This window comes from Parasedimentitalea maritima (assembly GCF_005771405.1).
Lineage (GTDB): Bacteria > Pseudomonadota > Alphaproteobacteria > Rhodobacterales > Rhodobacteraceae > Parasedimentitalea > Parasedimentitalea maritima.
Map to the genome: position 1 here is coordinate 96,824 of NZ_VAUA01000009.1, position 14,684 is coordinate 111,507.

15 protein-coding genes are annotated in these 14,684 nt (G+C 55.0%); 6 read left to right on the forward strand and 9 right to left on the reverse strand.

The window, feature by feature from the left end:
- The first annotated feature begins 88 nt into the window (after nt 1–88).
- Both FEE96_RS17160 and FEE96_RS17165 read left to right on the forward strand, forming a co-directional pair.
- The gene (locus FEE96_RS17160) at nt 89–499 is read left to right on the forward strand and encodes a VOC family protein (protein WP_138164350.1); all 411 of its coding nucleotides are present in this window, start codon (nt 89–91) and stop codon (nt 497–499) included.
- Complete coding sequence (locus FEE96_RS17165; RefSeq protein WP_138164351.1) at nt 496–1,422, forward strand: 2-hydroxyacid dehydrogenase; 927 nt, start codon at nt 496–498, stop codon at nt 1,420–1,422. Before FEE96_RS17160 ends, FEE96_RS17165 begins: the two co-directional genes overlap by 4 nt.
- A 74-nt stretch (nt 1,423–1,496) precedes the next feature.
- On the opposite strand, the gene FEE96_RS17170 is transcribed toward FEE96_RS17165, so the two are convergent.
- From FEE96_RS17170 to FEE96_RS17205, 8 genes are all read right to left on the reverse strand, one after another.
- Nucleotides 1,497–3,512 (reverse strand): M3 family metallopeptidase, encoded by a 2,016-nt coding sequence (locus FEE96_RS17170; RefSeq protein WP_138164352.1) that lies wholly within the window; start codon nt 3,510–3,512, stop codon nt 1,497–1,499.
- 129 nt (nt 3,513–3,641) lie between these two features.
- Nucleotides 3,642–4,442 carry an amino acid ABC transporter permease gene (locus FEE96_RS17175; protein WP_138164353.1) on the reverse strand — a complete coding sequence of 267 codons (801 nt, stop codon included), beginning with the start codon at nt 4,440–4,442 and terminating at the stop codon, nt 3,642–3,644.
- A gap of 66 nt (nt 4,443–4,508) precedes the next feature.
- A complete protein-coding gene (locus tag FEE96_RS17180) occupies nt 4,509–5,300 on the reverse strand; it encodes a transporter substrate-binding domain-containing protein (RefSeq protein WP_138164354.1) in 792 nt (263 codons plus the stop codon).
- A 65-nt stretch (nt 5,301–5,365) separates the two neighbouring features.
- Nucleotides 5,366–6,412, reverse strand: a complete 1,047-nt coding sequence (locus FEE96_RS17185; protein WP_138164355.1) for a HesA/MoeB/ThiF family protein — start codon at nt 6,410–6,412, stop codon at nt 5,366–5,368.
- Nucleotides 6,412–6,867 carry a dUTP diphosphatase gene (gene dut, locus FEE96_RS17190; RefSeq protein ID WP_138164356.1) on the reverse strand — a complete coding sequence of 152 codons (456 nt, stop codon included), beginning with the start codon at nt 6,865–6,867 and terminating at the stop codon, nt 6,412–6,414. The genes FEE96_RS17185 and dut overlap by 1 nt, the downstream gene beginning before the upstream one ends.
- Nucleotides 6,868–6,919: 52 nt before the next feature.
- On the reverse strand, nt 6,920–8,116 hold the full coding sequence (gene coaBC / locus FEE96_RS17195) for a bifunctional phosphopantothenoylcysteine decarboxylase/phosphopantothenate--cysteine ligase CoaBC (protein ID WP_138164357.1): 1,197 nt from the start codon (nt 8,114–8,116) through the stop codon (nt 6,920–6,922).
- A gap of 94 nt (nt 8,117–8,210) precedes the next feature.
- Entirely contained in the window at nt 8,211–9,041 is an 831-nt protein-coding gene (locus FEE96_RS17200) for a ChaN family lipoprotein (protein WP_138164358.1), read from the reverse strand.
- Nucleotides 9,038–9,916, reverse strand: a complete 879-nt coding sequence (locus FEE96_RS17205) for an RNA polymerase factor sigma-32 (RefSeq protein ID WP_138164359.1) — start codon at nt 9,914–9,916, stop codon at nt 9,038–9,040. The genes FEE96_RS17200 and FEE96_RS17205 overlap by 4 nt, the downstream gene beginning before the upstream one ends.
- A 272-nt stretch (nt 9,917–10,188) precedes the next feature.
- On the opposite strand from FEE96_RS17205, the gene cobU reads away from it, so the two are divergent.
- The 4 genes from cobU (at nt 10,189) to FEE96_RS17225 (ending at nt 13,649) form a co-directional block, all read left to right on the forward strand.
- On the forward strand, nt 10,189–10,710 hold the full coding sequence (cobU, locus tag FEE96_RS17210) for a bifunctional adenosylcobinamide kinase/adenosylcobinamide-phosphate guanylyltransferase (RefSeq protein WP_138164360.1): 522 nt from the start codon (nt 10,189–10,191) through the stop codon (nt 10,708–10,710).
- Entirely contained in the window at nt 10,707–11,294 is a 588-nt protein-coding gene (locus tag FEE96_RS17215) for a histidine phosphatase family protein (protein ID WP_138164361.1), read from the forward strand. The genes cobU and FEE96_RS17215 overlap by 4 nt, the downstream gene beginning before the upstream one ends.
- A gap of 57 nt (nt 11,295–11,351) precedes the next feature.
- Nucleotides 11,352–12,038, forward strand: coding sequence for a glutathione S-transferase (locus tag FEE96_RS17220; protein ID WP_138164362.1), 687 nt, complete (start codon nt 11,352–11,354; stop codon nt 12,036–12,038).
- A 102-nt stretch (nt 12,039–12,140) separates the two neighbouring features.
- Nucleotides 12,141–13,649 (forward strand): YifB family Mg chelatase-like AAA ATPase, encoded by a 1,509-nt coding sequence (locus FEE96_RS17225; protein WP_138164363.1) that lies wholly within the window; start codon nt 12,141–12,143, stop codon nt 13,647–13,649.
- 58 nt (nt 13,650–13,707) lie between these two features.
- Here FEE96_RS17225 and gshB read toward each other — a convergent pair whose 3' ends face one another.
- A complete protein-coding gene (gene gshB / locus FEE96_RS17230; protein WP_138164364.1) occupies nt 13,708–14,640 on the reverse strand; it encodes a glutathione synthase in 933 nt (310 codons plus the stop codon).
- Between the last annotated feature and the right edge of the window lie 44 nt (nt 14,641–14,684).

The window sequence follows — 14,684 nt, forward strand, 5'->3', positions numbered from 1 at the left end:
AGTTTTCCTTATGTCTGAAGACAGAAAAATAAGCTAGGGTGCTGCCGCTAGGTCCTTTAGACGGGTGGCAACAAAAGGAACCTATCAAATGAGTATTTTCCACCTTGCCTATCACGTCGATGATTTGACCCGCGCTCGCGCATTCTATGGCGAGCTGCTGGGCTGCGCCGAAGGCCGATGCACGGACACTTGGGTCGACTATAATTTCTTCGGACACCAAATTTCACTTCACCTTGGGCCGGTGTTTGTGACTGCTAACACCGGAAAAGTGGGTGATCACATGGTCCCAATGCCCCATCTTGGGGTCATCCTGCCCCAAGAGGACTGGCTGAAACTGGCTGATCATTTAGTCAGCAAGGGTGTAGATTTTACCATTGCCCCCACCACGCGGTTTGCGGGACAACCGGGAGAACAGAGCACAATGTTCTTTCATGATCCAGCGGGGAACCCGATCGAGATCAAGGGGTTTGCAGATATGACAGGAGTTTTTGCCACATGATCAAGGTCCAGTTCGCCGCCACTCCAGAGCGCTGGGAGACCTACGCAGAGCCGATGAGAGCGGGCTTTTCTAATGCTGGGCTAGAGGTGGACCTACGTGTCGATCACGCACCTGACGCGGTTGATTACGTGATCTATGCCCCCAATGGCCCGCTGAAAGACTTTTCGCCCTACACATCCTGCAAAGCCGTCTTGAGCCTTTGGGCAGGCGTTGAAAAGGTCGTTGGAAATACAAGCCTAACCATGCCGCTTTGTCGGATGGTGGACCCGGGACTAACGGCGGGAATGGTGGAATGGGTCGCGGGACATGTGCTGCGGTACCATCTGGATATTGATCGCTCCATAGCCACACAGGACCAATGGCAACCCAGAGTGCCGCCGCGGGCGATGGAACGACCAGTGACCGTTCTTGGGCTGGGTGCATTGGGTCGTGCCTGCGCAGAAACACTTGCACAGCTTGGGTTTCCGGTGACCGGTTGGTCGCGTTCGCCGAAGGTCATTGATGGTATCACCTGCCAACACGGAGATGACGGTCTGACCCGGGCTTTGGCAGGTGCGGAAATTGTCGTACTGCTGCTACCGGACACCCCAGCCACCGAGAACATGTTGAATGCCGAAACACTGGCCCAGCTGCCACGCGGTGCCCGCATCATCAATCCGGGCCGGGGGCCGTTGATCGACGACAACGCGCTGCTTACGGCATTGGACAGTGGTCAGATTGCCCACGCGACACTGGATGTGTTTCGCATCGAACCCCTGCCAGCAGAGCACCGCTATTGGGCCCACCCCAATGTCACCGTCACCCCGCATATCGCTGCTGAAACCCGTGTTGTGACGTCAGCGCAGGTGATTGCGGAAAATATCCGACGTGGCGAGGCCGGCGAGCCGTTTCTGCATGTGGTGGATCGCGAATTAGGGTACTAGTCACTGACCGTCGCGCCCGTCTTTGCGAAAGACTGGGCGCGACATAGTTTTACATATCGACCTACCAGATAGGTCTATTCCGCAGCTAAACCACGACCTTTGAGCAGAGCCTCGACCCCTGGCAACCGGCCACGAAACGCCACATAGAGCTCGCCCGCATCCTGGGACCCACCCGTAGACAGAATGTTATCCTCCAGCGCTTTGGCGCGTTCTGAATCAAACGCCCCGCCTGCCTCCTCGAAGGCGGCAAAAGCATCAGCGTCCATCACTTCGGACCACATGTAGCTGTAATAGCCCGAGCTGTAGCCGTCACCGGAAAAGACATGGGCAAAATGCGGGCTGGCATGGCGCATTGAGATGGCTTGCGGCATGCCGATCTCGGACAGCACTGCCTCTTGCTTTGCCATAACGTCCGCTGGCGCCGCGCCCTCGTGAAAGGCCAGATCAACCAGTGCAGAGGCGACATACTCCACCGTCTGGAACCCCATATCGAAGTTTGCCGCCCCCAGAACTTTATCCAACATCTCTTGCGGCATGGCTGCCCCAGTATCGGCATGTGTGGCAAACTCTGCCAGCACCTCGGGCACCTCTAACCAGTGTTCATATAGCTGACTGGGCAGTTCGACAAAATCGCGCGCAACCGAGGTACCGGAAATGCTTTCATAGGATACATTTGACAGCATTTGATGCAGCGCATGACCAAATTCATGGAACAGTGTGCGCGCATCATCCCAGGACAGTAACGCCGGCTCACCCTTGGCAAAGTTACAGACGTTGATCACCACAGGTGCCTGTATCTCCGGAAACTTTGCCTGACTGCGCATCGCTGAACACCATGCGCCAGACCGCTTAGACCCACGGGCGAAATAGTCCCCTATGAACACCGCCACATGTTTGCCGTTGCGGGTTACCTCCCAGGCGCGGCAATCGGGATGATACAGTGCCACGTTCAACGGTTTGAACTTCAGGTCAAACAGGCGGGTGGCACAGGTGAACGAGGCCTCGATCATCCGATCCAGTTGCAGATATGGCTTTAGCTCGGCCTCGTCCAAATCATGTTCGACCTTGCGGCGTTTATCCGCATAATAGCGCCAGTCCCATGGCTGCAGGTCGCCATTGATGCCATCCGCCACCATCATTTTGGTGAGCACTTCTGCATCTGCCTCGGCCTGAGTTTTGGCTGGCCCCCAAACGTCCATCAACAGGCCGCGAACCGCATCCGGCGTTTTGGCCATTTCGGTTTCCAGCCTGTAGTCGGCAAAGCTGTCATAGCCTAACAGTCCAGCTCGCTCTTGTCTTAGCTGCAATATTTCCGCGGCAATGTCCCGGTTGTCCGTTTCGCCACCATTGGCACCACGCGCAGCCCAGGCATTAAATGCCGCCTCACGAAGATCGCGCCGGGGGGAAAATTGCAAAAACGGTGTGATGATCGAACGAGACAGTGTCACCACCGGCCCGTCCTCACCTTTTTCAGCACCGGCGGCCCGTGCGGCGTCGATGAGGAAATCAGGCAGACCTTCGAGATCGTTTTCTGACAGCGGCATGAACCAGTCACGCTCATCTGCTAGCAGGTTCTGGGTGAAATCAGTGCCCAGAGTCGCCAGACGGCCTTTTATTTCCTGCATCCGTGCGTCTGCTTCGCCAGTCAGCGCGGCACCGCCCCTGACAAAGCCACGATGGGTCAACATCAATACCCGCTGTTGTTCATCGCTCAAATCCAGATTTTCACGCGCGTCCCAAACGGCCGCCACCCGGGCAAACAGGGCCTTATTTGCCGTAATCGCAGAAAAATGAGCCGCCAATTTGGGAGAGAAGTCCCGTTGCAAAGCTTCGCGCGCGGGATTGCTATCAGCCCCAGCGACGGTGAAGAACACTGAAAGCACTTGATCCAGCTCACGACACGGAGTTTCCAGCGCCTCGATCACATTGGCAAATGTCGGAGCCTGCGCGTTTTCGGCAATAGCCTTGATCTGAGCGTTGTGGGTAGCCAGCGCCTGTTCCAGCGCTGGGGCGAAATCATCATCTGAAATGGCATCAAACGGCGCAATTTGAAATGGCGTGTCCCAGCGGGGCAAAAGTGGGTTGGTCATGGCAATATCTCCTTTGCCGCTACGCTAGAGTATCGACCATATGCCCCGCAACGGCACATCTCAGGAAACAGAGGTATCGCCTGCCCAAAGAAGGGCAACGCGATACACAATCTGGTCAGTTAATTGTTTCTATTTTGCAGTCTCACGCTCACGCAGGTGACGTTCAAACCGGCGCAGCGCCAAAGACAGCCCGATGGTCATGGTAAGGTAGATCAATGCCACCACGTTGTAGGTTTCAAAGTAGCGAAAATTGCCCGCCGCAGTCACCTTGCCCAGCTGCGTAACGTCGAGCACGCCAAGAACAGACACCAATGAGCTATCCTTGACCAAGGCGACAAAATCATTGCCCAGTGGCGGCATTATGGTGCGGATGGCTTGCGGGAAGATCACCAACCGGAACCGTTGCCAGCCATTCAGACCCAGCGCTTTGGCGGCTTCGATCTGCCCCTCTTCTACCGATTGCAAACCAGCGCGGAACACTTCAGATATGAAGGCCGAATAGGCTACCATCAGGGCAATGATCGCGCGCCAGATCAGTGGAAAATTGCGAGTTCGAATGGGGTCTAGACCGACGAGATCCCCCAGCCAGTTGCGCAGTTCAACCAGCGCAGGAGCCATGGCGAAGGCCACGTAAAGCAGCAGCACAATAATCGGCACACCGCGCACGACCTCAACATAAAACCGGGTGACCTGTCGAACCACCAGCCATTTTGATCCTGCCCCAAGCGCCAGTAACAACCCAAGAAACGAGGCCAGAAAGAAGCTAACCAGTGTGACAAAAACCGTCGTTTTCACACCTTTTGTAAGCGTGGTCAGGATTTGCAGATACAGGTCATCCGCAACCACCTGCCAGCCGAGGTAAACCCCAATCAGCACAACCGCAGCCAGCCACCAGGGAAAATCTTCTTTGTCTTTTTTGGGAGCCGCCATAGTCGTCTTTCAAGAAAAACCCCGGCCCAAGGGACCGGGGAGTATTAAGGTCAAATGTGACGCGCCTTACTGGCCCATTTTATATTCGAGGAACCACTTGGTGTTCAGTGCTTCCAGTGTTCCGTCAGCTTCCATTGATGCAATTGCTGCATTGATCGGCGCAACCAGTTCACTGCCTTTGGGGAAGATAAAACCAAAATCTTCGGTGCCCAATGGCTCGCCTACGATTTTCAGCTTACCTGCTGACGCAGTTACATACCCATTGGCGGCGGTGCTGTCAGAGAGGGCCAGATCCACATCACCAACCCGCAGGGCCTGAATTGCAGCACCAAATGTTTCAAACAGTTTGATACGGTTGTTGGCCTCGTCACCGTCCAGGATATCATAAACCGTTACGTAGAATGGTGTGGTGCCGGGTTGTGCAGCAGCCAGAAAATCATCGTTGGCAGCAAAGCTGGCAGCATCGTCAAAACGGGTTTCGTCACTGGCCACAATCATGCGCATTTGCGAGGTCAGGTATTTGTCGGAAAAATCGACCTTTTCTTTGCGGTCGTCTCGAATAGTGATCCCGGTCATACCCAGATCATACTGTGCTTCGCTGACTGCAGGGATCATCGCGTCCCAGCTGGTGTTTTCATAAACCACGGTAATGTTGATGCGCTTGGCAATTTCGGCCATGGCATCATATTCCCAGCCAATGGCCTCACCCGATTTCGGGTCAACAAACTGCAATGGTGGATATGCGTTTTCGGTCGCAACAACCACTTCGGCACCGCCAAGATCTGGCAGATCTGCTGCCAGAGCACCGCTTGCCAGTCCAAACACCGCTGCTGCGGTCAGTGAAAAAATCGTTTTCATGTTATCCCCTCTCTTGAATTTTGTTTGCAACAGATGTGCCGTGCGCAGAGTTATTGCGCAAGCCGTCAGTCGCTCTTAGACGCACAAACCGGGCAATCTGGAGTTGATTTCAGCTGAATACGTCGCGTCTCACTGTAAAGACCGTCGTAAATCAACATCGCGCCGCGCAAGACTTCGCCTGCGCCGGTGATCTGTTTGATGGCTTCCAGTGCCATCATCGCCCCAACTACGCCAGGCAAAGGTCCAACAACCCCTGCCTCGGAACATGATGGCGCCAAACCCGATGCTGGTTCTTCTGGGAAAATACACTGGTAACATGGTCCCCCTTTGCTGGGGTGAAACAAGCTTAGCTGGCCTTCCCATTGTGACAGCGCGCCAGAAATCAGCGGCTTGCCCAATGCGACAGCTGTGCGATTGACCAGATAGCGGGTGGCAAAATTGTCGGTTCCATCCAGTATCAGATCAAAATCAGCAAACAACGCCTCGGCATTTTCAGAGCTGAGACGCCGGTGATACGGCAACACGGTCACGTATGGGTTCTGTGCTTCCATCGCTTTTTTCGCTGAGAAAACTTTAGCCAAGCCAATGTCTTCGTCCCGATGAATCACTTGACGTTGCAGGTTCGCGTTTTCCACCTCATCGTCGTCGATCACCCCAATGGTGCCGACGCCAGCTGCTGCAAGGTATTGCAGAGCAGGTGCGCCCAGCCCGCCAGCGCCAATCACCAGAATCCGGGCGTTCTTCAGCTTTTTCTGTCCAGGTCCACCCAATTCGCGAAGGACGATGTGGCGGGCATACCGGTCTAACTCAGTCTCCGAAAACGTACCGGTTTTTTGCGACATTGTAGTCTCCTTGGGTTGGGCGCGCGCTTTTAGAACAGCAATAAGCCGACCATAGCCTGCCGCCAAGAGCCCAAAGCCCCCCAAGATCAGCCAGAGCGCCACAGAGCCGCCAGTGGCCTCACGCAACCTATGGCCGTCAGGCAGGGTCAGCTGAATGAGCAAAACAACCAAAAACAGCAACACCAGTAGCGCGGCACGCAGTTGGCGCGGCAGCCCAAGAAACCGACCACCCCACCAGACCATGGCGGCGAGAAATAAAATTCTTAGCATCAGTTCTGCCCAGTCGACCCAAACCCACCACTGCCCCGTGTGGTGTCACTCAACCTGTCGGCCACATCAAAACGGGCTTGCAGGACAGGGGCCACCACCATCTGTGCAATGCGGTCACCATGGGTGATTTTGAATGTCCCCTGCCCGGCATTCATCACAATCACCCCTAAAGGCCCGCGGTAATCGCTATCGATCGTACCAGGCGCATTTGGCAGGGTTATGCCATGCTTGAGCGCCAACCCAGAGCGGGGCCGGATCTGTACCTCATACCCCTGCGGAATTTCGAGACGCAGCCCGGTCGGCACAAGTACGCGTTCACCCGGTTGCAGCACAACGGTGCCTCGGTCCGGTAGATTGGCGCGTAAATCCGCACCCGCCGCCTCTGGCGTCTCGTATGTAGGCAGGGACACTGTTTGGTCTGCCCCCACGTCATAAGTCACCCGGATTGAGATCATACCGGCCGTCCCTTCATCATGTTCAGAATTACGCACGTCGCAGACCGTACCGTTATGAGGTCAGAGCCTGCGCTATTCGTTGAGCCAATTGCTGTGCAACCTGATCCTTACCCATCCGCGGCCATTCTTCAGCGCCGTTTTCACCAATCAGAACCACTGCGTTCTCACTGCCACCCATAATCCCGGTAGCAGGTGATACGTCATTGGCAACAATCCAGTCGCAGCCCTTACGGAGACGTTTTGCTGTGGCGTATTCGATCACATCATTGGTTTCAGCAGCAAAGCCAACCACCAGGCAGGGTCGCCCTTTTTCCATATGTGACACCCGTTTCAGGATGTCAGGGTTTTCCGCAAATTCCATAACGGGCAGCCCGTCTTTTGATTTCTTCAACTTTTGGTCCGATGCATTAACCACCCGCCAGTCGGACACCGCAGCGGCAAACACCCCGGCATCCACCGGCAAAGCGGCATCCACCGCTTCGGACATTTGCTCTGCGGTTTCAACAGCCACCACAGTCACCCCCTCAGGTGGGCACACCGATGCAGGGCCCGTGATAAACACCACTTCAGCCCCCAGATCGCGCAGAGCACGGGCCATTGCGGCCCCTTGCGCCCCTGACGACCGGTTCGCGATGTATCGGACGGGGTCGATGGGCTCATGTGTTGGCCCTGACGTCACCAGAATACGTTTTCCCTGCAGAGGCCCATCTGACAGCTTAGCAGTGATCGCTGTAACGATTTCGTCCACCTCAGCCAAACGGCCCGGTCCGAATTCGCCGCAGGCCATGCTGCCCTCGTTTGGACCACAGAAACTGACGCCATCAGCTTTCAGCGTCTCAATATTGCGTTGAGTAGCAGCATGTTCCCACATGCGCACATTCATCGCAGGGACAACCATTACAGGTGTGTCTGTAGCCAGCAGGAGGGTTGAGGCCAGGTCATTTGCCAGCCCCTGCGCCATCTTAGCCATCAAATCTGCGGTTGCCGGGGCCACTACAACCAGATCCGCACTGCGAGAGAGTTGGATATGCCCCATCTCAGCCTCAGTGGTCAGATCAAACAGATCACGGTGAACGGCGGCACCGGCCAAAGCTGATACAGACAAAGGTGTCACAAACTGTTCGCCTGCACGGGTTAAAACTGGAGTCACCAGAGCACCCTGATCCTGCAATCGCCGAATGAGCTCAAGCGATTTATAGGCAGCGATACCACCACCAATAATCAGAAGAATACGTTTGTCAGCCAGCATTTACCCGTCCTTACGCAGCACCTTCGGAGACAGTACTGCCTTGCTACGCAAGTGTGAAACGATTTTCCAGCAATCCCGCGTGAGAACCACCGCCCTACTGAAACGCCAAACAGGGGTCAGGTCGCTCCACCGGATCAGAATCCAGAACCAGATCAAATGCGCCTGCCACCTGTCCATTCTCGGATTGTCCAACCGTAACAACACTCAGATCTGGACGCGCCTGCGTAAGGTAAACCGGTATTCCGCGATCTTTACGCGCATGGCCATTGCCGGTGATCACTACAACAGGCCCCCCGGTTGCCTTCAGCGCATGCAATGTTGCCTTTGCCAGTGCCGCATCCCGCAACCTTTGGAATTCAACCATCCTAGGCAACATCTCTGCGGGTAAAGCGTTACAATGATTGCTCAGCTGGTCAGCTTCGCGGGCCTGTTGCTCTGCTTCCGATAATCGCTGATCCAACCCAAACAAAGCTGCGTCATCACCAAAGAAGCTTGCTGCGCCGCGTTCCATCACCTCGCCTGCCTGAGCCCGCGGCACCAGACCGCCAAACTGCTGGGCCCCAGTTGCGGCCGCAAAAACCGGCGCATAAAGTTCAAATTCGGGCCAGCCAGAGTTGCCCCAATCCAGCTGCGCGGAAACACGCGTTGCGTCTTTTAAGTCGATCCCCGAAAGCGCGGCGGCCTGGGTTTGTGTGATCATCTCCCAAACCACAGCCTTAGGGGATAGCGCGTTCAAGATGTCAGCCTGTATTTGGTGATGAGCAGCATTGTCATGCACCTCGCCCAAAATCACCACGTCAGCGGCAGCCAGCAGATGGATTTCACCAGCCGTTGGTTCAGCCAAAGCATGGCCAGAACCAGCAATGATAAAGGCGCCCCCCAAGAGAGAGGCGCCTTTTCTTACAAAATCAATAAGGTTTTTCATGCAAGCAGGCTATGCACCTCTCGCGATTGGGTTTCAAGGTTTTTCCGCATCTTCAAAAAGGCTGCGGCCTCCAATTGGCGTACACGTTCCTTAGATAATCCCAATTCGGTACCAAGGCTTTCCAAGGTGCGCGGGCGATCTCGCAATTTGCGTTCTTTCACTATGAAGCGTTCGCGGCCGTTCAATGCCTGCATTGCCGTCACGAGCCAGACGCGTAATTGCCGACGATCATGACGTTTCTGCACCAGTTCCTGGGCCTGATCACAGTCGTCTTCAAGCGCATCAATCCATTCACGGCCATCTTCATCCGCTGACTGTACCGCGTTCAGCGAGAAATCTGATCCGGACAGCCGTCCCTCCATCATTTCGACGTCACGGATTGGAACACCGATTTCACTGGCAATTTTTTGGTGTAATTGATGGCGGTCCAACTTGTTGCCCCGCGCCGTCGCTGCACGCTCTAACTGAGCCTGAACTCGACGCATATTGAAAAACAGTGATTTTTGCGACGAGGTCGAACCGGTTCGTACCATCGACCAATTCCGCATCACATAGTCTTGGATAGAGGCTTTGATCCACCACACGGCATAGGTCGAAAACCGCACCCCACGGTCAGGATCGAATTTATCTGCAGCTTTCATCAACCCAAGTCCGGCTTCTTGAATCAGGTCATTCATGGGCGCACCGTAGCGCTTAAACTTGGCTGCCATTGATATTGCCAGTCTGAGATAGGCATTTATCAAGCGGTGCAGCGCTGCCTCATCCCTGTCATCGCGCCAAGCATAGGCCAGTCGCAATTCGGTTTCTGCATCCAGTAGTTCAGCTTTCATCGCCTTTTTGGGCAATGGATTGTTAAATTGTCCTTCACGTGCCATGTACTTTCCCCCGAAAACAGCTTTGCCGTCTACGTTCTAGAGCAACGTCAAATTCAGTAAGGACCCGATATTATAGTACGCAGTTCAATTGGCTTGGTGGCTTAGTACCACACGGCAACAAGTTCTGTAATGGATGGGCGCAAATGCCCCGTCCTGTTGCAAATCTCCCCGTTCAGGAATAGCGACACGGGGACTGCGTTTTCTCAGCTTGTTTTAAGCGGGCCCTGTGGTTACCCACCGGTACGGCTTCTGTAATGAAAAGGGTAATAAAATTGTCGGCCCAAGTCACATTTATTCTGGGCGGAGCGGCCTCTGGAAAGAGTTCATATGCCGAACATATCTGCTTAACTAGTGGAAAAGACCGGGTATATTTGGCCACATCACAAATACTTGATCATGAAATGCGCGTTAAAGTAGACAAACATGTCGTGCAAAGAGGTAATGACTGGACAACCTATGAGGAAGGTTTTGACCTTTCTCCAATATTAAACTCATTAAATACTTCTCAAATTTGCTTACTCGATTGCGCCACAATGTGGCTAACAAATCATCTGTTGGCAGAAAATAACTTAGATACAGAACAACGAAATTTGCTAGCTTCAATTGCCAGCTGCAAAGCAGACCTAGTGGTTGTGTCCAATGAGGTCGGGTTGGGAATAGTCCCTGATAATGCCCTTTCGCGGAAATTCCGTGAGGCTCAGGGGCGATTCAATATCGCACTCGCGGCGCAGGCAAATTGTGTTGTACAGGTTATTGCCGGATTGCCGTTGGTCCTTAAAGGGCAATTGCCATGAGCAACCAAACAACTTGGCACTGGGTGCGCCACGGCCCAACCCATGAAAAAGCCTTTGTTGGATGGCGCGATGTGCCTGCCGATTTGTCAGATACAGCGCAAATTGAGCGTCTGACGAGCCACCTTCCAAATGATGCATTGCTGATTTCGTCAGATTTGATCCGGGCGCGTGCGACGGCTGATGCCATTGCCGGTTCGCGGACCCGGCTACCCGACCACCCTGATTTACGTGAATTCAACTTTGGAGATTGGGACGGAAAGCACTTTTCAGACGTTGCTAAAACCCATCCTGAATTAAGCCGGGCCTATTGGGAAACTCCGGGAGACATCGCGCCGCCCAATGGGGAGAGCTGGAATGCAGCTGCTTTAAGGGTTTCACGCGTTGTCGACACCATCACCGCAGCCCATCCTGGACGCCATGTGATTGCCGTAGCCCATATCGGGGTCATACTCACCCAAGTTCAACGTGGACTTTCCTCGACACCAGAGCAAGCTCTTGGCCACAAGATTGATAACCTGTCGGTCAGCGAGATTGTACATGGGCCTACAGGATGGAAAATCCGTCAGGTAAATCAAATTCCGTGATGAACAGCGCAACAAATATTCGATTTTGGAATGAGTATTTGTTGTTAGTATGATGCCATGACTTATGATCTTTATATTGGCGACCGGATGTATTCCAGCTGGTCCTTACGTGGCTGGCTTATGCTTGAAAAATTCGCGCTGCCGCATCGCACCCATATGATTGGGCTTTATTCCGGCACAATGGCCCAGGACATGGCGCACCTCGCCCCTGCCCGGCTGGTTCCAAGCCTGCGCACCCCTGAAGGCACAGTTGTCGGAGAAAGCCTGGCAATGGCTGAAACTCTAGCGGAGCGACACCCGGAGGCCGGATTGTGGCCTGCCGATCCAGCACTGCGCGCAACCGCACGTTGGCTTTGTGCTGAAATGGCCAGTGGTTTTGGCGGGTTGCGCGGCGAATGCGCCATGCAATTCAGCCATATTTGGCAGGGGTTCTCCGTTTCTGATGCGGTCAAAGCTGACCTAGAACGGATTGAAACCCTCTGGGCCCACGCTCGCAGTCTGTCAGGCAGCAAGTCTGGCGGGTTGTTCGGGCAGTACTCACTGGCAGATGTGTTTTACACGCCAGTTGCCGCACGCATTGTTGGCTATGATCTACCCGTATCGGAAGCATCATTGGCCTATTGTACGGCATTGCTGTCGGACCCGGCAGTTCTGCGTTGGCAGGAATTGGCACAGGATGTCAAATATGACCCTGAACCCTATGCTCTTGATTTGCCCAGACGGGCGTGGGCTCTGCCCGGATAAGACTACGGACGGGCTATTTCATCCTGAATTGACGGGCGCATTAACCAATTGGAAACCATGATTTCCAATCATCTCTTCCTGAACCTATAGGAGCAGGGAGAGATGGTCGCGCGTGCCTATACGGTTGCCTTTCAAGGGGTTGAGGCCCGCCCAGTGGAAGTTCAATGCGCTGTAGCCCCCGGCTTACCTGCGTTTTCGGTGGTCGGGCTACCTGATAAGGCGGTGTCCGAAGCGCGTGATCGGGTGCGCTCGGCCCTTTCAACGATGGCAATCGCCCTGCCATCCAAACGTATCACCATCAACCTGTCACCTGCGGATCTGCCAAAGGAAGGTAGTCATTTTGACCTTCCGATTGCGCTGGCATTGCTGGCGGCAATCGAAATCATACCGGCCGACACCGTGGCCGAAACCATCGCATTGGGCGAGTTATCGCTTGATGGCACTCTTGTGCCCGTTGTCGGTGCCCTGCCAGCGGCAATGACGGCCGCCGCCGAACAACGCACGCTGCTTTGCCCGCAAGCCTCAGGCGCAGAAGCTGCATGGGTGGAGGCGGCAACAGTGATAGGGGCCGCAAGCCTGGCCGATGTTGTGCGCCATTACACCGGGCAAGTGCCCATCCCCCCGGCCCAGCCGGGCGAGATCACCAGCCCGGTGCACGTCAAAGACCTACGCGATGTCAAAGGACAGGAGCGTGCCAAGCGCGCTTTGGAAATTGCCGCGGCAGGTCGCCACCACATCCTAATGGTCGGCACACCCGGCTCTGGAAAATCCATGCTCGCCGCGCGGCTCCCCGGTATATTGCCTCCACTGACACCAGATGAAGCCCTGCAAACGTCGATGATCCAGTCGTTGTGCGGGCTGATCGAAGAAGGAGGCATCAACCGCACCCGCCCCTTTCGCGAGCCGCATCACACCGCATCAATGGCGGCGATTGTGGGTGGTGGGCGACGGGCTAAGCCGGGTGAAATTAGTTTGGCCCACAACGGCGTTCTATTTCTGGATGAATTCCCAGAGTTCAACCGGATGGTCCTGGAAACCCTGCGCCAGCCAATCGAGAGCGGCGAGGTGATGATTGCTCGTGCCAATGCTCATGTAAAATATCCCAGCCGGTTCATGTTGGTGGCCGCGGCCAATCCCTGCAAATGCGGCTATCTCACAGACCCAGCACGCGCCTGTTCCCGCGCGCCCATTTGCGGCGAGGACTACATTGGGCGAATATCCGGGCCGCTGATGGACCGGTTTGATCTTCGCGTTGAGGTGCCTCCAGTTGCCTTCAGCGATTTGGACCTGCCTGCAAATGGCGAAGGCACGACCGACATTGGAACGCGTGTTGCTGATGCGCGCGCACTGCAAAAGGATCGGTATGCAGACTATCCCACTTTACTTCAGAACGCCGATACAGAAGGCGAGATCTTGGAACAGGTTGCACGCCCCGACAGCGACAGCCGGGAGTTGCTGATGCGCGCAGCAGAAAGATTTGGCCTGACCGCGCGTGGATATCACCGGGTACTGCGCGTGGCCCGCACCATTGCTGATCTGGACGCGGCCCCTGACATTCGCCGTAGCGATGTGGCCGAGGCTCTGAGTTTCAGATTGGCGGGAGCGGCATGAACAAAATTCTGCCCGGCGTTTTCAGCCGGGCAAAAGAAACTGATTGGACGACTAGCCTTTACAACTTGGCTTCAATAGCCTGCCAGATCTTCTCGGCGATGTTTACCCCATCGAACCGTTCCAGCTCTTGAATACCTGTTGGAGAGGTCACGTTGATTTCGGTCAGGTAATCGCCAATCACGTCGATACCAACAAAAACCTGCCCCCTCTCCTTGAGCAGCGGGCCAATAGCAGCGCAGATTTCAAGATCACGATCGGTTAGACCAACTTTCTCGGGACGACCACCCACATGCATGTTGGAGCGGGTTTCACCAGCAGCTGGCACCCGATTGATTGCGCCGACAGGCTCACCATCCACAAGGATCACACGCTTATCACCGTTGCTCACATCAGGCAGGAATTTCTGCACGATCAATGGCTCTCGGCTAAATCCAGTGAACAGCTCATGCAGTGATGTCAGGTTGCGGTCATTGACATCCAGACGGAACACCCCGGCCCCACCATTACCATACAATGGTTTTAGAATTACGTCGCCGTGCTTGGCTTTGAACGCCTTAATGGTGTCCAGATCACGGGCAATAGTGGTCGGTGGCGTCAACTGAGGGAAATCCAGCACCAGCAGTTTTTCAGGGTAGTTGCGCACCCAGAACGGGTCATTAACCACCAAGGCCTGCCCCTTAAGACGGTCCAGCAGATGGGTCGCAGTGATGTAATGCATGTCGAACGGCGGATCTTGGCGCAACCAGATCACATCAAAGTCGGCCAGATCCACCTCGCGCAGCGGCCCCAGAACCGCGGGATCACCCGCAACCCGCTGCACGGTCATGTCCTGACCGCGGGCCGTTATACGACCTTCTTGATAGGCAAGCTGGTCAGGACCGTAGAAAAATAGCGAGTGACCGCGTTTCTGCGCCTCTTCGGCCAGCCGGAAGCTGCTGTCGGCGTTGATGTCCACGTCCCCGATCGGGTCCATTTGAAAGGCGATTTTCATGCGCTTATCCCTTATCTGTCGGCCAAATACATGGCGCAGCCGCG